Source organism: Nesterenkonia sphaerica, from assembly GCF_005771565.1.
Lineage (GTDB): Bacteria > Actinomycetota > Actinomycetes > Actinomycetales > Micrococcaceae > Nesterenkonia > Nesterenkonia sphaerica.
The window spans coordinates 166,391-188,373 of the sequence record NZ_VAWA01000003.1 but is presented as its reverse complement, the minus strand read 5'-3'; the positions used below and the strand labels follow the sequence as shown (position 1 = coordinate 188,373).

The following is a 21,983-nucleotide window of genomic DNA, read 5'->3' as shown; positions in this document are numbered from 1 at the left end:
GGCGTCGTACTCTTCCGCTCACCTGACCCAAGCTCACACACTGGAAGGCAAGCCCCCCGGTGACCAGCGAAGGAGCAAACCATGGCAGAGCAGGTTCAGACACGTCCCGTGCGCGAGGAACTGCGCGAACTGTCGGATGCTGCCGCGGCGAAGGTGCGCCAGTGGATGCATAAGACCGAAGCTTCCGGAGCCAAGCCGCACAAATCCGCCCAGCTGCTTTCGGCGGTGCTCTCGCATCCCACCGGCCTGGACTTCACGGTCGGATTCGTCGACCGCGTCATCCGCACCGAGGACCCCAAAGCAGCGGCACAAGCGCTGGGTGAGTTGGGGTCGTTGGCTCCGGACACGCTGAGCCGACTGGACCGCGCGCAGATCCACGCCGGGTCCACGCTGGGTCAGCTGCTTCCCCATGCGGTGGTCCCCGCCGCGCGGAAGCGGATGCGTTCCATGGTGGGGCATATGGTGGTCGACGCCCGTGACAAGCAGTTCGGGCAGGCGGTGAAACAGATCAAGAAACAAGGCAACCGGCTCAACATCAACCTACTCGGGGAAGCGGTTCTCGGTGAGGACGAAGCGGCCAAGCACCTCGACGACACCTACCGGATGCTGCGCCGCGACGATGTGGACTACGTGTCCATCAAGGTCTCCTCCATCGCCTCGCAGATCTCCATGTGGGGGTTCGAGGACACCGTGAACTATGTGGTCGAACGCCTCATCCCGCTGTACAAAGAAGCCGCTGAAGCCCCCGCAGGCTCCAAGTTCATCAACCTCGATATGGAGGAGTACCGGGACCTGCGGCTGACCATTGCCGTGTTCAAGCGGCTGCTCTCACAACCGGAGATGAAGTCCTACGAAGCCGGCATTGTCATTCAGGCCTATTTGCCCGACGCGCTGGCGGCGGTGCAGGAGCTGACGGAGTTCGCGAACGCACGCGCCGATGCCCAAGGGGCGGGCATCAAGATCCGGTTGGTCAAAGGCGCGAATCTGGCCATGGAGCGCGTCCATGCGGATATCCACGACTGGCCGGTGGCCACGTGTGAATCCAAAGAGGCCACCGACGCCAACTACAAGCGGGTGCTGCACTGGCTGCTCACCGCCGATCGGATGCGCGGGGTGCGTCTGGGAGTGGCCGGGCACAATCTCTTTGACATCGCCTTCGCCCACCTGCTCGGTGTCCAGCGCGGAGTCTCCCAGCGCCTGGAGTTCGAGATGCTGCAGGGCATGGCCGCCGAGCAGCAGGGTCCGATCAGCGAAGACGTCGGCCAACTTCTGCTGTACGTTCCGGCCGTGCGGCCAGCGGAATTCGACGTCGCGATCTCCTACCTGGTCCGCCGTTTGGAGGAGAACGCCGCGAGCGAGAACTTCATGTCAGGCATCTTTGAGTTCTCTCCCGGATCAGAGGTCTTCCAGCGCGAGGAGGCGCGCTTCCGCGCCTCCGTACAGACACTGGCTGAGATTCTTGACAGCGACGACGCCGCCCCCGGCCCAGCCCATACCCAGGACCGGCTGACCGAAGCGGACCAAGCTCCCGGTGACTACAGCGACGGAATCCCCGCCTTCGTCAACGAACCCGACACCAACCCCGCGCTGGAGGCGAACCAGCGCTGGGCCGAACAGGTGGTTCACCGCGCCACGGCCTCGTGGCTGACGGAACAGTCCAAGCCCCAGCAGCTCAGTGCCGAGGACGTCGACCCGCTGGTGGCCCGGATGCGCTCAGCTGCCGAGCAGTGGGCGGGACGGCCCGCCGCAGAGCGGGCCGCGGTGCTCTACCGAGCGGCCGATATCATGTCCGCACGCCGCGGGCACCTAGCCTCGGTGGCTGCCGCTGAGGTCGGCAAGGCGGTGGCCCAATCCGACCCGGAAATCTCGGAAGCCATCGACTTCATGCGCTACTACGCCCATTCGGCGCTAGCTCTGGAAACGGTCAAGCATGCGGAGTTCACTCCGGACCGGCTGGTGATGATCACCCCACCGTGGAACTTTCCGCTGGCGATCCCCACCGGCGGAACTGTCGCTGCGCTTGCTGCCGGTGCGGCGGTCATCCATAAGCCCTCCAACCCCACACCGCAGTGTTCCATGGCGATTCTGGAGTGCCTATGGGAGGCTGGGGTGCCTCGCGAGGTGCTCCACGGCATCTATCCGGATGAGCGAGAGACGGGCCGGAAGCTCATTTCTCATCAGGGGGTGGACCGCATCATCCTCACCGGAGCCTCGGAGACCGCCGCGATGTTCCGCTCCTGGAAGCCGGAGCTGAATATCAATGCCGAAACCTCCGGCAAGGATGCCATGATCATCACTCCCGCAGCGGACCGGGACCTGGCGGTGGCCGATTTGGTCAACTCGGCCTTCGGTCACGCCGGCCAGAAATGTTCGGCAGCGTCCTTAGGCATCCTGGTCGGCAGCGTCTACAGTTCGGAGCGGTTCCGACGCCAGCTGATCGATGCCGCTCAGTCGCTGATCGTGGACTGGCCGCAGAACCTCGCCGCCACGGTGGGTCCGCTCACCGAGCTCCCCAGTGACAAGCTCGACCGTGCGCTGACCACGCTGGAGCCCGGGGAGTCGTGGCTGCTGCAGCCCAAGCAGCTTGATGAGACCGGCAAACTCTGGAGCCCCGGCATCAAGACTGGAGTCAAGCCGGGCAGCTTTTTCCATCTGACCGAGGTCTTCGGGCCCGTCTTGGGGCTGATGGAGGCCAAGGACCTCGACGAAGCGATCGCGCTGCAGAACCAAGTAGATTTTGGACTCACCGGGGGAATCCACTCACTGGAGACTCAAGAGGTCGCGCAGTGGCTGGACGAGGTCCAGGTGGGTAACGCCTACGTCAACCGTGGGATCACCGGGGCGATCGTGCAGCGGCAGCCCTTCGGCGGGTGGAAGGCCTCGTCGGTGGGGCTGGGGTCCAAAGCGGGCGGTCCCAATTACGTGATGCTTTTCGGCACCTGGCGTGATGCGGCCGAGAAGGCACCCACCATCCTGTCTGAGCCCGCCAACTCCGCAGTGGCCGAGCTCGTCGATGCTGCAGAGCACCACGACCTGCTCTCCGAGACGGACCTGCAGTGGCTGAAACGTGCGGTCGCGGACGATGCGGTGTGGTGGGAGCAGGAGTTCGGAGCCGCGAAGGACCCCACCGGACTGCACGCCGAGGCCAATATTTTCCGTTACCTGCCGGAGCAGGTCCTGCTGCGGGTCAGCCAGGATGCTGAGCCTCATCTGGTGCTGCGGACCGCCGCGGCCGCGCTGACCGCCGGGTCAACACTCCATCTCTCGGTCGCGCCCAAGCTCACCAAGGCCACCAAGAAAGCGGTGAGCCAGCTCAGTGATCACCGGGTCAGCATCACCAAGGACGACGACGCCGCATTCGCGACCAAGCTCGCTCGGGGAAAGCATGACGCCGACGGTGGGATCAGAGTGCGGGTCATCGGCAGCCTCGCCTCCGCTGTCCGCGAAGCCGTGGCACACCGTCCAGAGGTGGCGCTGCTTGATGACCCGGTCACCGCGTCCGGTCGTGTGGAGTTGCGCTACTGGGTGAAGGAGCAGTCGATCTCCATGACCCTTCATCGGTTCGGCAATCCCTCGAAGGCATTCGGCGAACTGGCTGAACAGCTGAAGCGCTGAGATCACCTGCAGGGCCAGGCCCCTTCCCAGCGCGGTGTAGGCTCACCCCGGCGTGGACAAGCAGTAGGATTTCTGGGGCCGTGATGTCTGGACGTGAGGACGAGACCAGTGAGGGCAGACAAGTCGTGAGAAGACAAGATAAGTCCACACCGGTGCGCTGCTGCAACGTCACACACGGGGCCGCCTGGTGACGGATGTACTGCTGACTGATGTGCACGCCGCCGGTGAGGGGCGGCCGCTGGATGTGCTGATTCACAATGGCGTCGTTTCGGCAGTCACACCGGCAGGCGAGCTGAAGTCTGCGCGCCGCGTCGAGCGCCACGACGCCGCCGGCCGGACCCTGTTGCCTGGTCTATGGGACCATCATGTGCACTTCACGCAGTGGACCATCCAGCGGCAGCGGCTGGACCTGACAGGCACCGAATCAGCTCAGCAGGTGTTGGCGCTGGTTTCCGAAGGTGCCCGTGCCAGTGCTGGTAGAAGAGTGGTGGGGTTCGGGTTCCGCGACGGCTTGTGGGACGAGCCTCCCAGCCTGAACGCCCTTGATGATGCGACCGGACCGGTGACCGCGGTGCTGATCAGCGCCGATCTGCACTCCCTCTGGCTCAACAGTGCAGCTCAGCAGGAACTGGGGGTGCGTACCGACGGCTCGGGCATCCTCAGAGAGACCGAGGCCTTCGCAGTGCTGGAGAAGCTGGACTCCGCGGCAGACCTGACCACTGCGGACTACCAGCAGACTGCCGCCGCCGCTTCAGCCCTCGGGGTCGTCGGAGTAGTGGACTTCGAGAATGACGACAATGTGGCGCTCTGGCCCCAGCGGGTGGACGCCGGGGTGGACTCCCTGCGCGTGGAGATCTCCGCATGGCCGGACAAGCTCGCCGGAGTCATCGACCGGGGAGTGAAGACCGGTGACCTGCTGGATCGGCGCGGGCTGGTGCGCATGGGGCCGCTGAAAGTGATTGTCGATGGCTCCCTGAACACGCGCACCGCGTGGTGCTGGGACCCCTACCCAGGAGTCCCGGCCGCCCACCCCCATCGCTGCGGCGTCGAAGCGGTGCCCATCGAAGCATTGGCCGAATTGATGACGAGTGCGAAGGGCGCTGGGATCGCCGCGGCCATCCACGCCATCGGCGACCGGGCCAATACTGAAGTGCTCAACACGTTCGAACGGCTGGGCATGAGCGGCACGGTGGAGCACGCACAGCTGCTGCGCCACCATGACATTCCCCGATTCGCCGAGCTCGGCCTGACCGCAAGCGTGCAGCCCGAGCATGCCATGGATGACCGCGACGTCGCCGATGTGTATTGGGAGGGCAGGACCGACCGGGCCTTCGCCCTGCGCTCGCTGCATCAGGCCGGGGCGCCCCTGCGGCTGGGCTCTGATGCCCCAGTGTCTCCGCTGAACCCCTGGATTCAGATTTCGGCTGCCGTGACCCGAAGCCGAGCGGGACGCGCGCCCTGGCACCCTGAGCAGACCATCAGTGTGCGCACCGCGCTGGAGGCTACGACTGGTGGTCGGCTGGCGGTAGAGCCGGGCGACGTCGCGGACCTGATCCTGGTCGAGGACGACCCGTTGACCTGTGACCCGGCCCTGCTCCGAGATATGCAGGTCTCCGCGACCATGCTCGCCGGAGTCTTCACCCACTACGCGCTGTAAGGCACCCGCACTCCGGGTTGCGCCGATCCGGCTGCGGCAATAGCTTAGGTACGCCAATAACATTCGGTCATGCGAATGTTGTCTAATTGTGGGAGAGGTGACACGCCACTGATGCACTCCGCAGCGCTCCCTCCCACTCGCGCCTTCCTGGCCACGGTGTCACGAGTCACCAAGCTGTCCCCGCACTATCTGCGAGTCACTTTTGCCGCGCCGGACCTGAGGAACTTCGGTCCAGCTGGTGCCCCTGAATCACCCCCTGCATGGGACCAGCGCATCAAGTTGTTCCTGCCACGGGCAGACGGCGGCGTTCCGGATATCGGGTTGTTCGATGACCCTCCGGTGCCAGTGACGCAGTGGTACAACGCATGGCGGCAGCTTGACGGTAACCTCCGCAACCCCATCCGCACCTATACAGCACGCCAGATCCGAACCTCCGCGCAGGAGCTGGACGTTGACTTCGTCATCCATGCCGACAAGACCGGTGCCTCCGGACCAGCAGCTACCTGGGCACTAAATGCTCAGCCCGATGATGAGCTGGTGATCATTGGGCCCGACCGGCGTGCTCAACACGTCGATGGGGGAATCGACTTCACCCCGGGAACCGCCCGCGACTTGTTGCTGGCCGGGGACGAAACGGCAGTTCCGGCCATCTGCTCCATTCTTGAAACTCTCCCCGAAGAGTTTCACGGTGAGGCCTTCTTGGAGGTGCCCAGCCACGCGGACATCCTCCCCCTCACGACGCGATCCGGGGTTCGCATTCACTGGCTGCCGCGGGAGGGTGCCCCAGTGGGGGCGTTGCTGAATTCAGCTGTCCAAGCGTGGGGAGAGCGCCGTAAGTCACTCCTGGCCGCTCGAGCGGCGGCCTCGGCTCCTGGCGCCTCCCCTGAGACTGCGCCCCCCGGCGCCCCTCAGGAGCTGCCCGAGGTCGGTGAGGAGGCCGTCCTGTGGGAGACCTCAGCGCCAGAAGGCTTCCAGGAGTACGCCTGGCTGGCCGGCGAGGCGGGGGCCATCACTGGGCTGCGTCGCCACCTGGTCCAAGAACTCGGACTCAGCCGCAAGCAGGTCTCCTTCATGGGGTACTGGAAACTGGGCCGCCCTGGCGCGTGATTCTGCGACATTCGAAGGGACACGGGCCGGCAGCTGGACAGCTGTCCCCCTGAATGTCGCAGAACACGGCTCAGGCGTCGGGTGAATGGCACAATCGAGGGGATATCGCGGCAAATGCTGGGCGGTGTCCCATCGAATGTCCCCCGTGGGAGAATAAGCGGGATGTCTGAGAAAAAAGCCGCTGCCGCGCCGTCGTCCGCTGCCTCCCGCCCCCAGGTGCGTCCGCAGGCTGAGGGATGGACCCAGGCGCTGGATGCTGAGGGGCGCCCTAAGCTGCAGTTCGCCCAGTCCAAGCGGATCAAACAGCCTCCCAAGCACCTGGCGGACTTGACCCTGCAGGAACGGCAGGAGTGGGTCAAGGAGCGCGGCCTGCCCGGATTCCGGGCCAAACAGCTCAGTGTGCATTATTTCCAGCACTACACCTCGGATCCGGCGCTGATGACGGATCTTCCGGCGCAGGGCCGGGAGCAGCTGGTCGCTGAGCTCCTGCCGCCGCTGCTCACCGAAGTCCGGCGCCTGACCACCGACGACGGCGCCACCATCAAATTCCTGTGGCGGTTGTTCGACGGCGCCCTGGTGGAGTCTGTGCTGATGCGGTACAAATCCCGGATCACCCTGTGCATCTCCAGCCAGTGCGGCTGCGGCATGAACTGCCCGTTCTGCGCCACGGGTCAGAACGGCCTGACCCGGAACATGTCCACCGCAGAGATCGTCGACCAAATAGTGCAGGCCAACCGGGTGATTGCCGCAGGAGAGCTGGACCCCCCGACTGCGCAGGAAGTCGCCGCAGAATCGGACCACGCCGGTCTGGGCGAGGAGACTGACTTCGCCGACGCCTCCAGCGCCACGGCGGGACAAACACAGCCTGATTCTGCGCAGAGCACGGCCGGTCCGCAGCGGGTCTCCAACATTGTCTTCATGGGAATGGGGGAGCCGCTGGCCAACTACCGCCGGGTGATGAACGCGGTGCGCCGGATGATCGACCCCGCCCCCGAAGGCCTGGGCATGAGCGCCCGGGGCATCACCATCTCCACAGTCGGGCTGGTGCCAGCGATCCGGAAGCTCGCTGATGAGAACCTGCCGGTCACCTTCGCGCTGAGCCTGCACGCCCCAGATGATGAACTCCGCGACGAGCTGATCCCGGTCAACTCCCGGTGGAAGGCTGACGAGGCCATCGACGCCGCCCGCGACTACTACGAGACCACCGGACGGCGAGTCTCGATCGAGTACGCGCTGATCAAGAACATGAACGACCACCCGTGGCGGGCAGAGCTGCTGGCCAAGAAGCTCAACGCCCGAGGCCGCGGGTGGGTCCATGTGAACCCGATCCCGCTGAACCCGACCCCCAACTCCGTGTGGACCTCCTCCGAACCTGCGGCCATGCAGGAGTTCATCGACCGGCTCAACGCCGCTGGGGTTCCCACCACGCTGCGGGACACCCGCGGCAAAGAGATCGACGGCGCCTGCGGCCAGCTCGCGGCAGCCGACGAGAACAGCTGACAAACACCCCGGCAGACGTAAGCTGGACAGATGCACCCTTCACGGCGATCAGACGTCCCCGGCTTCGAGGTGATGAGCATCCTGGCCGAGATCGAACGGCTCCGCTCGGCAGGGCGAGACATCGTTTCCCTGACTGCCGGGGAGCCAGGCTCTGGCGCACCGCCGGCCGTCAATGCCGCAGCGGCAAAGGTCCACGCTGCCAACACCGTATTGAACTATTCGCCCGCATTCGGGATCGCCCCGCTGCGCGAAGCGCTGGCCGAGCACTACCGCCGCTGGTACAGCGTCGAGGTCCCGGTGGAGCGGATCGCTGTCACCACAGGATCCTCCGGCGCCTTCGTCCTGGGCTTTCTCGCCGCGTTCGACCCCGGGGACCGTGTGGCCCTGGCACGCCCCGGCTACCCCGCCTATCGGAACATCCTCTCCAGTCTCGGGGTAGAGGTCGTGGACCTGGACTGCGGGCCGGAGGTGAGATTCCAGCCGACACCGGAGCAGCTCGAGGCTGAAGTGGCCGCCAATGGTCCGCTGCAGGGGCTGATGGTCGCCTCGCCGGCGAACCCCACCGGCACCATGGTCAACCGGGACCAGCTCACGGCCTTGGCGCAGTGGTGCCGCGCGAACGAGGTCCAACTGATCTCCGATGAGATCTATCACGGGATCACCTACGCCCACCCAGGCCTCAGCGCCGTGGAGGTGGAGCACGACGCCGTGGTCATCTCATCCTTCTCCAAGTATTGGGGGATGCCCGGCTGGCGATTGGGTTGGATGGTGCTGCCGGAGCACCTGACCGACGCAGTGTCCCGGTTGGCCGGCAACGTCGCGCTCTGCCCGCCCCACGGGTCGCAGCTGGCTGCGGTGGAGGCATTCTCGGTGGAATCACTCGCTTTTGCCGACGCGCAGCTGGCCGATTATGCCGCGGCCCGCGCCATGGTGCTGGAGGCGCTGCCCCAGCTGGGGTGGGTAAACGCGGCCCCGGCTGACGGAGCGTTCTACGTCTATGCCCACATCGGGGAGCACCTGGGGCGCTTCGCCGACTCCACCGCATATGCGCAGGCGCTGCTGCACCAGGCAGGTGTGGCAGTGGTGCCCGGCACCGACTTCGATCCGGTCAACGGGGGCGAATGGGTGCGGCTGAGCCTGGCGCCGGGCTCCGCCGCGGTCGCCGAAGGGCTAGAGCGCATTGGGCGTCTGCGTGCCTGAGCGCAGGCTGTGACCGGCTGCCGGAGGCTCCTGATCGGCGCCATGGTGGCAGCCGCGGCCCTGACCGGCGGCTGCGCGCAAGAGGAGCCGGCCCTGACCGTGCTGGCGGCCGCCTCATTGCATGAGCCCTTTGACGAGCTCAGTGCGCGCTATACCGCGGAGACTGGGGTGGCGGTGGAGCTGCGCTCGGCTGGCTCCCCGAGTCTGGTCGACCAGCTGGAGCACGGCGCTGCCGGTGATGTGCTCGCCACGGCGGACCAGGCATCCATGGACCGCGCGGAGAAGGCTGGGCTCCTGGCAGAGCAACCGCAGGTCTTCGCTCACAACCATATGGTGATCGTCACTCCTGCGGAGAACCCGGCCCACATCCAGGGGCTGGCTGACCTGCGGGCGGGCGCCACCGTCTCGGTGTGCGCTCTCCAGGTCCCCTGCGGCGCCGCTGCTGCCAGAGTCCTGGAATCGGCCGGAATCACACTCAGCCCGCTCTCTGAGGAACTCTCCGTGACCGACGTGCTGGGCCGGGTGCGCGCGGGTGAGGCCGATGCGGGGCTGGTCTACACCAGCACTGCTCGGCAGGCCGGTGAGGCCGTCCACGTCATCCCGCTCGAGGGCGCGGACGCCGACCCCAACCACTATCCTGCCGCGGTGCTCGATGCGGCCCAGCTCCCGGACGAGGCACAGGCGTTCGTGGATTACCTGTTCTCAGCCGAGGCCCAGCAGCTGCTCGCCGAGGCGGGGTTCAGCCGGGCGGAGAACCAGTGAGCGCCCTCCCAGCCGGTGCACCTCCACGTTGGGCGGTGCTTCCTGCGCTGCTGGGCACCTTGTTGGTGCTGCTTCCCGTTGCCGCACTGCTGCTGCAGCTGCAGTGGTCCCGGCTGCCCCACCTGCTCACCTCGCAGGCTGCGGTGGAAGCACTCACACTCAGTGTCTGGACGGCGCTGGCCGCCACTCTCACCTGCGTGCTGCTGGGGGTTCCACTGGCTCTGTGGCTGGCGCACGCGCGCTTCCGGGGCGTCGGAGCGATCCGCTCCGTCATCCTGTTGCCGCTGGTGCTGCCGCCGGTCGTCGGAGGCCTTGCGCTGCTGTACACCTTCGGCCGGCAAGGGCTGCTCGGCGGCGCTTTCGATCTGCTGGGAGTGCAGGTGGCTTACACAAGCTTGGCGGTGGTCCTGGCACAGACATTCGTCGCCATGCCGTTTCTGGTGATCAGTGTGGAGACTGCCGTGCGTGGACTGGACCGCGAGGTGCTCGACGCGGCTGCGGTGGACGGCGCCGGGCGCACAGGGGTCCTGCGCCACATCACGGTCCCGCTGATCCTTCCCGGGCTGGTCGCCGGGGCAGTCCTAGCCTTTGCTCGGAGCCTGGGCGAATTCGGCGCGACGCTGGCCTTCGCGGGGAGCGTCCAAGGGGTCACCCGGACAGTGCCACTGGAGATCTACCTGCAGCGGGAGACGGACCCGGATGCCGCGATCGCGCTGTCCATCCTTCTGATCGGGGTTGCCGTCGTTGTGATCTCGCTGGCTTATGGCCGTCACATCCGTCCGGCTGAACGCTAGAGGCAGAGGCCCTCATCGGCGACACCGCGCCGGCAGATCAACGTGCGCTCCAGCTGCCCGAGTTCGTACCCAGCACCCGATTCCTCAAGTGTGATGAAAAGTCGCTCACCGGCTAACGAGTCGTCCAGATAGCCGGTGACATCGACGCGGTAGAACTCCTCGTCGTAGTCGGCCGGGGAGCTGACCAGCGTCCAGCGTGGCCCCGCCGGGTCACCCTCGGCGTCGAGCATCTCCTCCTCTGGGCCCGTCACTTGTTCAGCCAGTGATTCCACGAGCGCTTCGCTGCTCTCGGTGGGGGGAACCTCATGGAGGTACTCGTCGGTGATGTCCTGGGTCTCGCCGAAGAAAAACAACCCGGCGCCACGGTCAATCTGTCCGGACTCCACCCATCCATAGCCCTCAGCCAGTACCACCTCTATCCAGCTGCTGCTGGTGTCATCCTGGCGCTCCCTGCCACCGAGTTCGACGGCATCGAGGGGACCAAGCTCACCGACCGTCTCGGCGTCCGCTGTCGGCTCGGCGGGAACCACCAAGGGGCCCTCATCCTGTGCAAAACCAGCGGCACCTACTTCGGACCCTTCTTCAGAATAGAAAGTTTCGGTTTCTTCGCCGTGCACTGAGTCGTTGAATTCACCCTCCGGTATTCGCTCCGCGCCGCCCGGCGGGACGTCCCCATCCTCCGGCGGCTCTTCGCCCTCCGCACCCGGTTCGTCGTCCGGATCCTCCGGGAGTTCCTCATCATCGCCCTCCGGGCTGGCAGTCTCATCGACGGGCGACTCTGGCTCCGCCGTCACCGTCTCTGTCTGTGTCATCTCCTGCGGTTCCGATGATGGTTCTGCCTCGTCGTCCTGACCACAGGCACTGAGCATGAGCAGCACCATTGTGCCGATGGCCGGAAAGGTGACTCTTTGTCCGCTGTGCATTCCGAAGGCCTCTCGGGTTGCATCACTGTGATGTTTCCAGGGTCCATCCGGTGCCTGATTTCTCCCTGAATGCCCTGTTGCGCCAGAACTGCTACCCTGCGTGTTCGCCCGCAATAAGGAGGTACTGGGCAATGGACATTGTGCACGGTAAGAAGCTGGTCACGTCGGTGGCCGCGGCAGCTCTGCTTTTCGGACTGGCCGCCTGTGAAAACGACGACGCCGCCCAGGACGAGGGAGAGGCGGTTGAGCAGACTGACACCGGGGGCGCACCCGATGAGGGCGCAGAAGCGGGGGAGGATCCCCATCAGGAGATGCCCGAGCCTGAGCTGGAGGACGTGCCCGACGTCGTGGCAGAAGTCAACGGCGAAGAGATCAGCGGTGAGCAGTACAGCACCGCCTATGAGCAGCAGTACCAGCAGATGGCAATGCAGGCCCAGATGTCTGGTGAGCCTGTCGATGAGGACGCACTCGAAGATCAGATCCTCGAAAGCCTCATCGGAGTTGAGCTGCTGACCCAGGAGGCCGAAGAGTCCGGGCACGAAGCAAGCGAGGAGGAGGTCGAGCAGGAGCTTGAATCCCTCGCGGAGCGCAATGACCTGGACACTGTCGAGGAAGTGATTGACCTTGCCGAAGAGCAGGGTATCAGCGAGGAGGAGCTGCGCGAAGAGGTCGCCCAGGAGGTGATGATCAGCCAGCTGCTGGAGACTCAGGACGTTGAGGAACCCTCCGAGGAAGAGATCGAAGACGCCTACGAGGAGCAGGTCGCCCAGCAGGAAGCCATGCAGGAGATGGAAGGCGAGGAAGGCCAGGACTCGGACGTCCCATCCCTGGAGGAGCTGCGCCCGCAGATCGAGGAGCAGCTTGAGGCCCAGAAGGAAAACGAAGCCATCCTGGCCCACATCGACGACCTCCGTGAGGATGCCGACATCGAAGTCCACATCTGATGCCCTCAGCTGGCAGTATTCTGCCGCTGCCCGGTGCGTTCACGCAGCGGTCGCGGCGCTGTGTGCTGCCGGGCTGCTCAGTTCGCTGTATCTGGGATGGACCACGGCCAGCCAGCTGCCCCCGGGCGTAGGCTACTCCGGCGGTTTCGCAGCTGGCTGGCCGCATCTGCTGAACCAGCCGGCGTACTTCACATTCCTCTCAGCACTTCTGGTTTGTGTCACGTCCGTGCAGTTGAGCCTTCGGCCGCATCGCACCTCAGCGGTGTTTCACAGCGTGCGCCTGGCGGGCACAGTCCAGGTGGTTATCACTGGGGTGGTGTTCAACCTCCTGCTGCGCACTGAGGGGGAACTCGCCGGAATCTGGCTGTTCCACGACCAGGTGCTGCACGTGGCCGTGCCCATCCTGGCACCGCTGGTGTGGCTGGTGCTGGGGCCCCACGGTCATCTGACGGGGCGGGTGGTGGCTGGGTCCACGGTCCTGCCGCTGCTCTGGCTGGCGGTGACGCTGCTGCGCGGTCCGGTGTTGGACTGGTATCCCTACACCATCTTGGATGTTCCAGGGATGGGGCTGGGCGCCGTGGCGCCCTATGTGGGCGCGATACTCATAGGCTTCTTAGCACTCGCGTCTGGTATGTGGCTCATTGACCGCCTCCGCTGGGGGAGTCGCCGCAGCCACTGACGTGATATTGAGCGCGAGGCTCTGGCTCATCCCCGGTGCTGCTGCGCCAGATCAGCCGCGAGGCCGGTGTAGTCCGCGGGGGTGAGGTTCTTCAGCCGCTGCTCAGCCTGGGCCGACAGGCCCAGCCCGGAGACGAACTCTTTGAGCTTCTGTGCATCCACCCGGCGGCCGCGGGTCAGCTCCTTCAGCCGCTCATATGGATTGTCCATTCCGGGCACCCCCGCGACAGCCTCAGCGCGCATCACCGTTTGGATCGCTTCGCCGAGGACCTCCCAGTTCGCGTCCAGGTCAGCGGCAATGACGTCTTCGGCGACGTCGAGCTGGCCCAGGCCTTTAGAGACATTGCTCAGCGCAAGCACCGAGTGCCCCAGGGCAGTGCCGATGTTCCGCTGGCCAGAGGAGTCCGTCAGATCCCGCTGCCAGCGGGATTCCACCAGCGTGGCTCCAAGCGAATCCAGCAGTGCATTGGAGATCTCCAGGTTGGCCTCGGCATTTTCGAATCGGATCGGGTTCACCTTATGCGGCATCGTGGAGGAGCCGGTGGCCCCGGCCACCGGGATCTGCCGGAAGAATCCGATGCTGATGTAGCTCCAGACATCCACACACAGTCCGTGCAGGATGCGGTTGAAGCGCGCCACATCCGCATAGAGCTCAGCCTGATAATCGTGAGACTCGATCTGGGTGGTCAGCGGATTGAACGTCAGCCCAAGGTGCTCCACAAACGATTTCGCCACCTGGGGCCAGTCGACCTCCGGGGCGGCCGTGAGATGAGCAGCATAGGTCCCGGTGGCTCCATTGATCTTCCCCAGGTACTCCTGCCGCTCAATTCGATCCAGCTGCCGCTTCAGCCGGTGCACAAAGACGGCGATCTCCTTGCCCAGTGTGGTGGGGGTGGCAGGCTGGCCGTGTGTGCGTGAGAGCATCGCGGTGGTGGCGGCGTCGTCGACCAGACTCTCCAGCTTCCGCAGTGTCCCCCGGGCTGCAGGAAGCCACACAGTGGTGACGGCGTCGCGGATGCCCACCGCGTAGGCCAGGTTGTTGATGTCCTCCGAGGTGCATGCGAAGTGCACCACAGGCGCCAGATTGCCCAGCCCCAAGCTGTCCAGACGGCGCACGATGAAGTACTCGACTGCCTTGACATCGTGGACCGTCTGGGCCTCAATGCTGGCCAGTTCCGCGACTTCCTCCGGGCCGAAGGTCTCGACCATCTGGCGCAGCTGGGTGAGCTGCTCAGCGGTCAGCGCGGGCAGACCTGGCAGGACCTGCTGCTGACACAGGTGAATGAACCACTCCACCTCTACGTGAATCCGGTTTCGGTTCAGTGCCGCCTCGGAGAGGTGGTCCACGAGTCCGGAGGTGGCTGGCCGGTAGCGCCCGTCCAAGGGGCCGAGGGCGATGACAGGTTCAGCAGCAGCAAGAGAAACACGGGTCATAGGCGTCATTCTTCCACGGCTGAAGTCCGGCGTTATCCCCAGGGTCCCAAGCGCAGGCTCGGCGCGCCGTGCGACTCTCAGATGCGTTGACGACGCCGCGAGGCGCCGCGGCCCTTCCTAGGCTCACCTTGAGCACTCATTGGGCCAGCAGGCCCCAGATCAGCACCGAGGGAGGCACCGATGATCACAAGTGTCCCGGCAGAGCTGGACCGGGCGGCAGAGGGCTACGAGGCTGCGGCAGGGCAGCTTCGCGCCGTGCTTGCTCGGCTTCCCGACTACTTGGCCGAGCTCGACGCGGCGAAAGAGGTCAATTGGGACTCCATGACCAGCGACGCCTACCGTTCAGTGCTCGCCCTGCTGCGGGCCCCGGCAGAACTGATGATGACTGAAGTGGCTGCTCTGGCCGCGGAGGCCGATGGCATCGCCGCTGACCTTCGCTCCTACGCCCAGCAAGCTCGCTATTTGGGATCACTGCTCAGTCTGACCAACGGCGTCCCTGCCGGACTGGAGGCTGCTGGCGATTGGGTCGAGGGGCTTTGGCGGGATTCAACGGAGGCCCTGAGCAGCAGTGCTGCGCGATTCACGGAATTCATTGATCGGCACGGCGGGATCCCCACTGTGCTGGAGCAGATGCTGCGCTGAGCCGTGAGACCGTCGACGAGCCCGGGTGGCCGCTCATGCCACTGAACACGATAGGTGACCTCCCCGTGGTGGGTGGGGTCCACGGCAATAACGCCTCCGTGCTGCAGCACTCCGCCGAACACGGGCCGCGCACACCGCCCTTCCGCGTCCATACCTCCGGAGGTCCCACACGGATCAACCTTGAATGGGAATCCCTGCGGGCTTCCTCGGCTCACATTCAGCAGGCCGGACAGTCCTTCACCGAGCTGCGCCGGAAGACCATCGGTGTCTATGAGGACTTTTCCGGCAGCGGGTTCGCCCACCTGCACTGGAAGGTCCCCGGGTGGCACGCACGCCTGGGCAGGCTGGTGTTTTCCACTGCGGCCACCGAGCTGCTTCTCCGGGAGGGAGTCGACGGGATCGAACACGCCCACCAGTCCTACCGGGAGGCGGAGGTCAGCGTCCACCAATGGTTCCACCTGGGGGTTCGGGGGATCGAAGGAAGTATCGCGTTAGAGCACCTGGCGCATCCAGAGGGTGACCGGAGCTTCACCTATGACTGGTTCGCCACCGCGCTGGTCTCCGGAGGAGGCCGGGGTGCTGATCTGCTGCTGCGAAAGTACCCCACACTGGAGGTGCTGCTGAGCACGGTCATCGCGGTGGAAAACCACGCCGGGCTGATGCCTGCACTGATGGGGCGCAATGAACACGTACTCACCGCTGATGCCACCCATACGTTCCGCCACCAGCCCGACGGCACGCTGGCGGGTTACCTGGAGTCGGTCGGCGGCTCGAGTGAGCATGGAGATATTGCCGTCTCCGTCATTCCGCGGCCGAACATGGAGCCCGCCTACGCTGTCCACCTTCCGGGACTGAAGGTCGACGGCCTCGCCACCGGTCACGGGCGCAGCCCCTTGAGCCTCATTGATGGCCTGACCAATGACTCCGTGCATATGACCAGCGCGGTGACTGACGCCCTCACTGAAGTCGGGGCACCTGAGGGTGCGGAGGTCTTCATGACAGGCTTCAGCCTCGGCGGTCTGCATGCGACCAATATGGCGAAGAGCAAAGAGTTCCACCAGCAGTATGCGCTGCGTGCGGTGACCACGGTCGGCAGCCCAGCCACCAGCGGGCCTACCCGGACGGGCGTCAAGGTCACCCACTTGGAGGACGCCCGCGACCCGGTCCCGCACATCACCGGTGACCGGCATGAACTCTCCGCAGAGCGGATGGTGATCGAATACAGTCACCAGAACCCGGACAGCACTGTGGAGTCGATCGCCGGATCCGCGCACACCTGGGAGCACAATCTAGAGGCCATCAAGCTGATGGAGCACCAAAACTCCGCATGGCTGGAGCCCGCGCAGCAGCAGCACATGGACGAATTTCGAGCCCAACTGATGTTTGACGCAGAGATCGAGACCCACGTCTTCGACTCACACTGGCAGGCTATGGACACCCCGGAGCACCTGTTGCCGTGGGAGGCGGAGGGTCTCGACGACCTCGACTATCTCAACGAAGCCCTGCGGGAGGGCGCGGACCAGCTGCGTCGGCTGCCCCAGGAATGACTAGGCCCGCTGGGGCGAAACCACGAACTGGTTCAGCAGCGCCGAGACCACCGCCACCACAATCGCACCCAACACCGCGTCCCAGAAGAAGCTCTCCACCACGAACGCCACGGGAGTGAAGGTGGTCAGCCACGCGGTGAGCATCAGCATCAGCCCATTGATCACAATGGCGAACAAGCCCAGGGTCAGACACGTAATGGGCAGCGACAGAGTGGTGACGATCGGCTTGATGACCACATTCACCACGCCGAAGACCGCCCCCACAATGCCGTAGGCCAGCACGGTGTCGATCAGCCCCGGGCCCCACCCCTCGAGTCGGATCCCGGGAACGAGCACAGCGGCAGCGGCCAGTGCCAGCGCATTGAGCAAAATCGCCAGTAGGATTCTCACAGAACGCATCTTCTCATGGCCACAGGACAGCAAGGAATTTCCCCGTGCACACCACATCCCCCGTATCGCCGCGCGAGGCGGTCGCCGCACTTCCCGCTTACAGCGCAGGAAAACCGCCCAAAGCAGCGGAGGGCTACACTCCCTACAAGCTCTCGTCGAACGAGAATCCCTGGGGTCCCGCCCCGGCCGCAGCTCAGGCTGTTCGTGATGTCACCACCCTGCACCGCTACCCCAACCCGGGAGCGGAGCAGCTGCGTGCAGCCCTGGCGGAGCATCTGGCGGTACCCTTCGAGGACATCGTCACCGGGGCCGGAAGCCTGGGCGCGCTGACCCAGCTCATCAGCGCCTTCGCCGGTACCGGCAGCGACGGCCAGCAGGATGAGGTCATCTACGCATGGCGCTCCTTCGAGGCCTACCCGATAGTGGTGCGCACAGCTGGGGCCCAAGACGTCCCCGTCCCGGTGATGGACGATGGTCGCCACAATCTGGAGGCCATGACAGCGGCGATATCCGACCGGACCCGCGTCATCCTTCTTTGTACTCCCAATAACCCCACCGGGCCGGCACTGAGCCACCAGGAAGTCACTGACTTCCTCGCCACCGTCCCATCCCACGTGGTGGTGGTCATCGACGAGGCGTACCTCGAATTCGTCCGGTCCGACGACCCGGTGGACGCGCTCGCCCTCTACCGCGAACATCCCAATGTGGTGGTCCTGCGCACTTTCTCCAAAGCTCACGGGCTGGCCGGACTCCGAGTGGGGTATGCCATCGGTCAGCCGGCCGTCACCGAGCACCTGCGTAAGGTGGCAGTGCCCTTTGCCGTCAGCGCTGTCGCTGAAGCCGCGGCCATCGCTTCCTTGGAGCATCTCGACGAGGTCAACCAACGGGTGGAGAGCATTGTCCAGGAGCGGGAGCGGGTCGTTGCCGCTCTGAGCCAAGCAGGGTGGGCCATCCCTGAGACTCAGGCCAATTTTGTCTGGCTGCCGCTGGGCGCCGGGGCTGTTGACTTCGCCCAGGCAGCCGGCGCGCAAGCCCTTGCGGTCCGTCCCTTCGACGGTGAAGGAGTCCGTGTCACGATCGGAGAGCCGGAGGCCAATGACCGTTTCATCGAGTTGTGCAGAACCTACAGCGGCGGGCCAGGGGTCTCCTGAAACAATGTGCCCATGGGAGACGTGGATCACATGAGGGGCGCTGACTTGGCAGATCCTGTCCCGGTGCAGCTGCTTGCTGAGGACGGGACGTTCACCGAGCACCCGACCTTCAGCCGATACATCGAGGGACTCGACGATGAGACCCTGCGTGAGCTGTACCGGCACATGGTGCTGGAGCGCCGGTTCGACACCGAGGCAACGTCACTTCAGCGACAGGGAATGCTGGCGCTGTGGGTGCCGGCGTTGGGGCAGGAAGCGGCGCAGACAGGGGTGATCGCTGCTCTGCAGCCCACCGACCGGGTCTTCCCGACGTACCGTGAACACGCCATGGCGCTGTACCGGGGTGTCAAGCCCGAAGAGCTGATGGGCATGTTCCGTGCGGCCACGCACACCGGCTGGGACCCGCACAAATACAACTTCAACGGCTATTCGGTAGTGCTGGCCTCGCAGGTGATGCACGCCGTGGGCTGGGCGATGGGCATCAAGCAGGATCTGGCGACCGGAGCACTGGATGAAGGGCGTGCCGAGGATGAGCTGGTTGTGGCGTGCCTGGGCGATGGTGCCACCAGCCAAGGTGATGCGCACGAATCCATGGTCTTCGCCAGCTCCTATGAGCTGCCGGTGCTGTACTTCATCCAGAACAACCAGTGGGCGATCTCGGTGCCGCAGCACACTCAGTCCCGAGTGCCACTGGCGCACCGAGCCGCTGGGTACGGATTTGAAGGTCTGCGGGTGGACGGCAATGACGTACTGGCCACATACGCGGTCACGCAGTACATGGCAGAGCAGATCCGGGCAGGGGCCGGCCCGAAGCTCGTGGAGGCCGTCACCTACCGGATAGGTGCGCACACCACCGCTGACGACCCCACAAAGTACCGCACTCAGGAGGAGCTGGAGGCGTGGAAGCGGCGCGACCCCATTCTGCGTTACCGCACCTGGCTGGAGGCCCAGTCGATTCTGACAGCCGAGGCCACCGAGCAGGTGGATCAGGAGGCCGCCGCGCTCGCCAAAGACCTGCGCGCAGCGGTGCACTCCCTGGAGCCGATTCCTCTTGAGCGAATCTTCGACACCGTCTACGCCGAACCGCACCGGCAAGTCGAGGTGGAGAAAGCGTGGCTGAAGGACTATGAAGCCGGGTTCGCCGAGGAGGGACAGGTGAGCGATAAGTGAGCGCCGAAGCAGCTGTCGACGCCCAAGAGAAGGAAGCTGTGTCGACACCCACTACTATGCCGCTGGCCAAAGCGATCAACCGCGCATTGGCCGACGAGCTCGCCGCCGACCCCAAGACGGTGCTCATCGGAGAGGACATCGGCGCCCTGGGAGGGGTCTTCCGAGTCACCGACAAGCTGCAGTCCCAGTTCGGCACAGATCGCGTCATCGACTCCCCCTTGGCAGAGTCGGGAATCATCGGATCCTGCATCGGTCTGGCCATGCGCGGGTACCGCCCTGTCGCCGAAATCCAGTTCGACGGTTTCGTGTTCCCAGCGTTCAACCAGATCACCACCCAGCTGGCGAAAGTGCATAACCGCACCAACGGTGCGGTGACCGTGCCAGTGACTATCCGTATGCCCTATGGCGGGCATATTGGGTCGATCGAACACCATTCCGAGTCCCCGGAAGCCTTATTCGCCCACACCGCCGGGCTGCGTATCATCGCGCCGTCGAACCCCCACGACGCGTACTGGATGACCCGCCAGGCGATCAAGAGTACTGATCCGGTGATCGTGTTGGAGCCCAAACGCCGGTACTGGCTCAAGGGTGCAGTGGACCTCGACACCCCAGCTCCCGACGCTTTCACCGCCCAAGTGCTGCGCAAGGGCACCGATGTCACACTCGCCACCTATGGGCCTCTGGTGCCGGTTGCCTTAGCAGCTGCTGAGGTGGCCGCAGGGCAGGGCCGCAGTGTGGAAGTGATCGACGTTCGCTCGATCAGTCCCCTTGACGACGAGACCATCGCACGTTCGGCTGCGAAGACGCAGCGGCTCGTCGTCGCTCACGAAGCGCCCACGTTCGGTGGCTTCGGCGCTGAGATCGCAGCCCGTGTCTCGGAACGCGCTTATCACCGGCTCGCCGCCCCAGTCCTTCGGGTCGGCGGTTTCCACATGCCGTACCCGCCCTCCGGACAGGAGCAACGGTATCTGCCTGACATCGATCGAATGCTCGAAGCGGTGGAGCGCAGTTTCGTCTACGCACGCGAAGGGGGTCACTGATGAGCCAAACCTTCAACCTCCCGGATGTGGGAGAGGGCCTCACCGAAGCCGAAATTGTCTCGTGGCATGTGGCCAAGGGTGACTCCGTCGAGGTCAATGACGTGATCTGTGAGATCGAGACCGCCAAGTCATTGGTGGAGCTGCCTGTGCCCTTCGCCGGCACCGTCGAGGAGCTCGTGGCCGGTGAGGGCGAAACCATCGAAGTTGGCCAGCCGCTGATCCGTATCAGCGCCGAGGGTGCCGCAGCAGATGAGCCGCAGCGTCCCACCGAACCACAGGCACAGGCGCCTGACAACGGCGCCGCGGGTGCCGAGGCACCCAGTACGGGTGCGTCCGAGGCGGAGCAGAAGACCACAGACGATGTCAGTGAGGAGCAGAATCAAGCCTTGGTCGGGTCCGGACCGAAGGCAGATGCCCCCAAGGCACGGCCGCGGACCCGTCCAGCCGAGCTGGACCTTGTCGATATCTCTGATCTTGACGTTCCCGCCGGCAGCCAGCGTTCTCCGGTCCCGGGGCGGACACCTTCGGGCCCCGCCGGGGGCGCTGCGGCAGATGTGGTGCGTTCCGCTACGCCGCCAGTGCGGGCCCTGGCCAAACGGTTCGGCCTCGACGTCGCGGAACTGGTTGGAACCGGGCCAGCCGGGCGGGTCACCCGCCAGGACGTCGAAGCTCAGGCTCAGCAGGGCGCGGCTGCCGGGTCCGAGACCGTGGACACCACGCTCTCCGCGGGCCCGCGCGAAGAGCAGGTCCGGGTCCGTGGCGTGCGGAAAGCCACGGCGCTAAACGTCTCGGCCTCAGCCTCAGAGGTCCCGCACGTCTCGGTATTCAAAGAAGTCGACGTCACCCGCACCATGGAGTTGCGCTCAGCGCTGCGCAGCGATGCCTCGTATCAGCAGCTGAACGTGTCGCCGATGCTGTTTGCCGCCCAAGCCATTATCTGGGCCGCCAAACGGAACCGGCAGGTCAATGCGACGTGGCACGGTTCTCACTACACGCTGTGCAACTATGTCAACCTCGGCATCGCCGCGGCGACGCCCCGGGGTCTGGTGGTACCGGTCATCCATGACGCCCATGCCTACACTCTGCAGGGGCTCGCTGCGGCGATCACGGCGCTGACCGCCGACGCCCGGGAGGGCAAGACGACACCTGCGCAGATGCAGGGCGGGACCATCTCCATCACCAATATCGGCTCCCTCGGGCTGGACTTCGGCACCCCGATACTCCCACCGGGGCAGGCCACCATAGTGGTGCTCGGGGCAGTACGCACGAAACCGTGGATAGTGGACGGGAACATTGTCCCCCGGCAGGTGATGACCATCGGCGGGTCCTTCGATCATCGGCTCATTGACGGCGACCTGGCCGGCGCCTTCATCTCAGACGTAGCCACCATTATGGAGCAGCCGGGCCTGCTGATCAGCTGAGGCTGGTG

The 21,983-nt window shown here is 65.2% G+C and carries 18 protein-coding genes; 15 read left to right on the top strand and 3 right to left on the bottom strand.

What is annotated here, in order from left to right:
• The first annotated feature begins 81 nt into the window (after positions 1 to 81).
• From FEF27_RS03785 to FEF27_RS03755, 7 genes are all read left to right on the top strand, one after another.
• Positions 82 to 3,615: a proline dehydrogenase family protein gene (locus FEF27_RS03785; RefSeq protein WP_138169495.1), complete on the top strand. Its 3,534-nt coding sequence runs from the start codon at positions 82 to 84 to the stop codon at positions 3,613 to 3,615.
• Positions 3,616 to 3,802: 187 nt separating this feature from the next.
• Positions 3,803 to 5,272, top strand: a complete 1,470-nt coding sequence (locus FEF27_RS03780) for an amidohydrolase (RefSeq protein ID WP_138169494.1) — start codon at positions 3,803 to 3,805, stop codon at positions 5,270 to 5,272.
• 111 nt (positions 5,273 to 5,383) lie between these two features.
• Complete coding sequence (locus tag FEF27_RS03775; RefSeq protein ID WP_138169493.1) at positions 5,384 to 6,379, top strand: siderophore-interacting protein; 996 nt, start codon at positions 5,384 to 5,386, stop codon at positions 6,377 to 6,379.
• A gap of 162 nt (positions 6,380 to 6,541) precedes the next feature.
• On the top strand, positions 6,542 to 7,879 hold the full coding sequence (gene rlmN / locus FEF27_RS03770; RefSeq protein ID WP_138169492.1) for a 23S rRNA (adenine(2503)-C(2))-methyltransferase RlmN: 1,338 nt from the start codon (positions 6,542 to 6,544) through the stop codon (positions 7,877 to 7,879).
• Between the two features lie 30 nt (positions 7,880 to 7,909).
• Positions 7,910 to 9,079, top strand: coding sequence for a pyridoxal phosphate-dependent aminotransferase (locus tag FEF27_RS03765; RefSeq protein ID WP_138169491.1), 1,170 nt, complete (start codon positions 7,910 to 7,912; stop codon positions 9,077 to 9,079).
• A 42-nt stretch (positions 9,080 to 9,121) separates the two neighbouring features.
• Positions 9,122 to 9,841: a molybdate ABC transporter substrate-binding protein gene (gene modA, locus FEF27_RS03760; RefSeq protein WP_138169490.1), complete on the top strand. Its 720-nt coding sequence runs from the start codon at positions 9,122 to 9,124 to the stop codon at positions 9,839 to 9,841.
• Positions 9,838 to 10,635, top strand: coding sequence for an ABC transporter permease (locus FEF27_RS03755; protein ID WP_138169489.1), 798 nt, complete (start codon positions 9,838 to 9,840; stop codon positions 10,633 to 10,635). Before modA ends, FEF27_RS03755 begins: the two co-directional genes overlap by 4 nt.
• Here the strand turns inward: FEF27_RS03755 and FEF27_RS03750 are convergent.
• Positions 10,632 to 11,447, bottom strand: coding sequence for a hypothetical protein (locus FEF27_RS03750; RefSeq protein WP_138169488.1), 816 nt, complete (start codon positions 11,445 to 11,447; stop codon positions 10,632 to 10,634). The genes FEF27_RS03755 and FEF27_RS03750 overlap by 4 nt on opposite strands.
• Before the next feature lie 242 nt (positions 11,448 to 11,689).
• Between FEF27_RS03750 and FEF27_RS03745 the strand changes: the two genes are divergently transcribed.
• A complete protein-coding gene (locus FEF27_RS03745) occupies positions 11,690 to 12,502 on the top strand; it encodes a SurA N-terminal domain-containing protein (RefSeq protein ID WP_138169487.1) in 813 nt (270 codons plus the stop codon).
• Entirely contained in the window at positions 12,477 to 13,181 is a 705-nt protein-coding gene (locus FEF27_RS03740) for a Pr6Pr family membrane protein (protein WP_138169486.1), read from the top strand. The genes FEF27_RS03745 and FEF27_RS03740 overlap by 26 nt, the downstream gene beginning before the upstream one ends.
• Positions 13,182 to 13,207: 26 nt before the next feature.
• Here FEF27_RS03740 and purB read toward each other — a convergent pair whose 3' ends face one another.
• On the bottom strand, positions 13,208 to 14,623 hold the full coding sequence (purB, locus tag FEF27_RS03735; protein WP_138169485.1) for an adenylosuccinate lyase: 1,416 nt from the start codon (positions 14,621 to 14,623) through the stop codon (positions 13,208 to 13,210).
• A 171-nt stretch (positions 14,624 to 14,794) separates the two neighbouring features.
• On the opposite strand from purB, the gene FEF27_RS03730 reads away from it, so the two are divergent.
• Both FEF27_RS03730 and FEF27_RS03725 read left to right on the top strand, forming a co-directional pair.
• Positions 14,795 to 15,256, top strand: coding sequence for a hypothetical protein (locus FEF27_RS03730; RefSeq protein WP_138169484.1), 462 nt, complete (start codon positions 14,795 to 14,797; stop codon positions 15,254 to 15,256).
• 35 nt (positions 15,257 to 15,291) lie between these two features.
• Positions 15,292 to 16,803 (top strand): alpha/beta family hydrolase, encoded by a 1,512-nt coding sequence (locus tag FEF27_RS03725; RefSeq protein WP_138169483.1) that lies wholly within the window; start codon positions 15,292 to 15,294, stop codon positions 16,801 to 16,803.
• On the opposite strand, the gene FEF27_RS03720 is transcribed toward FEF27_RS03725, so the two are convergent.
• Positions 16,804 to 17,202, bottom strand: a complete 399-nt coding sequence (locus FEF27_RS03720) for a phage holin family protein (protein ID WP_341805660.1) — start codon at positions 17,200 to 17,202, stop codon at positions 16,804 to 16,806.
• A gap of 35 nt (positions 17,203 to 17,237) precedes the next feature.
• Here FEF27_RS03720 and hisC point away from each other — a divergent pair, with 35 nt between their 5' ends.
• The 4 genes from hisC to FEF27_RS03700 are packed head-to-tail and all read left to right on the top strand — an operon-like array spanning position 17,238 to position 21,975.
• The gene (gene hisC / locus FEF27_RS03715; protein ID WP_138169482.1) at positions 17,238 to 18,344 is read left to right on the top strand and encodes a histidinol-phosphate transaminase; all 1,107 of its coding nucleotides are present in this window, start codon (positions 17,238 to 17,240) and stop codon (positions 18,342 to 18,344) included.
• Positions 18,345 to 18,356: 12 nt separating this feature from the next.
• Positions 18,357 to 19,514 (top strand): thiamine pyrophosphate-dependent dehydrogenase E1 component subunit alpha, encoded by a 1,158-nt coding sequence (locus tag FEF27_RS03710; protein ID WP_138169481.1) that lies wholly within the window; start codon positions 18,357 to 18,359, stop codon positions 19,512 to 19,514.
• A gap of 56 nt (positions 19,515 to 19,570) precedes the next feature.
• A complete protein-coding gene (locus FEF27_RS03705) occupies positions 19,571 to 20,554 on the top strand; it encodes an alpha-ketoacid dehydrogenase subunit beta (RefSeq protein ID WP_138169587.1) in 984 nt (327 codons plus the stop codon).
• Positions 20,554 to 21,975 carry a dihydrolipoamide acetyltransferase family protein gene (locus FEF27_RS03700; protein WP_138169480.1) on the top strand — a complete coding sequence of 474 codons (1,422 nt, stop codon included), beginning with the start codon at positions 20,554 to 20,556 and terminating at the stop codon, positions 21,973 to 21,975. Before FEF27_RS03705 ends, FEF27_RS03700 begins: the two co-directional genes overlap by 1 nt.
• The last annotated feature ends 8 nt before the right edge of the window (positions 21,976 to 21,983 follow it).

Bases quoted from the DNA above. Each gene is read 5' to 3' on its own strand.
- FEF27_RS03725 (WP_138169483.1), top strand. From the start codon at position 15,292: ATGCCACTGAACACGATAGGTGACCTCCCCGTGGTGGGTGGGGTCCAC.
- FEF27_RS03785 (WP_138169495.1), top strand. From the start codon at position 82: ATGGCAGAGCAGGTTCAGACACGTCCCGTGCGCGAGGAACTGCGCGAA.
- FEF27_RS03765 (WP_138169491.1), top strand. From the start codon at position 7,910: ATGCACCCTTCACGGCGATCAGACGTCCCCGGCTTCGAGGTGATGAGC.
- FEF27_RS03745 (WP_138169487.1), top strand. From the start codon at position 11,690: ATGGACATTGTGCACGGTAAGAAGCTGGTCACGTCGGTGGCCGCGGCA.
- FEF27_RS03710 (WP_138169481.1), top strand. From the start codon at position 18,357: ATGGGAGACGTGGATCACATGAGGGGCGCTGACTTGGCAGATCCTGTC.
- rlmN (WP_138169492.1), top strand. From the start codon at position 6,542: ATGTCTGAGAAAAAAGCCGCTGCCGCGCCGTCGTCCGCTGCCTCCCGC.
- modA (WP_138169490.1), top strand. From the start codon at position 9,122: ATGGTGGCAGCCGCGGCCCTGACCGGCGGCTGCGCGCAAGAGGAGCCG.
- FEF27_RS03705 (WP_138169587.1), top strand. From the start codon at position 19,571: ATGCCGCTGGCCAAAGCGATCAACCGCGCATTGGCCGACGAGCTCGCC.
- FEF27_RS03720 (WP_341805660.1), bottom strand. From the start codon at position 17,202: ATGCGTTCTGTGAGAATCCTACTGGCGATTTTGCTCAATGCGCTGGCA.
- purB (WP_138169485.1), bottom strand. From the start codon at position 14,623: ATGACGCCTATGACCCGTGTTTCTCTTGCTGCTGCTGAACCTGTCATC.
- FEF27_RS03700 (WP_138169480.1), top strand. From the start codon at position 20,554: ATGAGCCAAACCTTCAACCTCCCGGATGTGGGAGAGGGCCTCACCGAA.
- FEF27_RS03730 (WP_138169484.1), top strand. From the start codon at position 14,795: ATGATCACAAGTGTCCCGGCAGAGCTGGACCGGGCGGCAGAGGGCTAC.
- FEF27_RS03775 (WP_138169493.1), top strand. From the start codon at position 5,384: ATGCACTCCGCAGCGCTCCCTCCCACTCGCGCCTTCCTGGCCACGGTG.
- FEF27_RS03740 (WP_138169486.1), top strand. From the start codon at position 12,477: ATGCCGACATCGAAGTCCACATCTGATGCCCTCAGCTGGCAGTATTCT.
- FEF27_RS03750 (WP_138169488.1), bottom strand. From the start codon at position 11,447: ATGACACAGACAGAGACGGTGACGGCGGAGCCAGAGTCGCCCGTCGAT.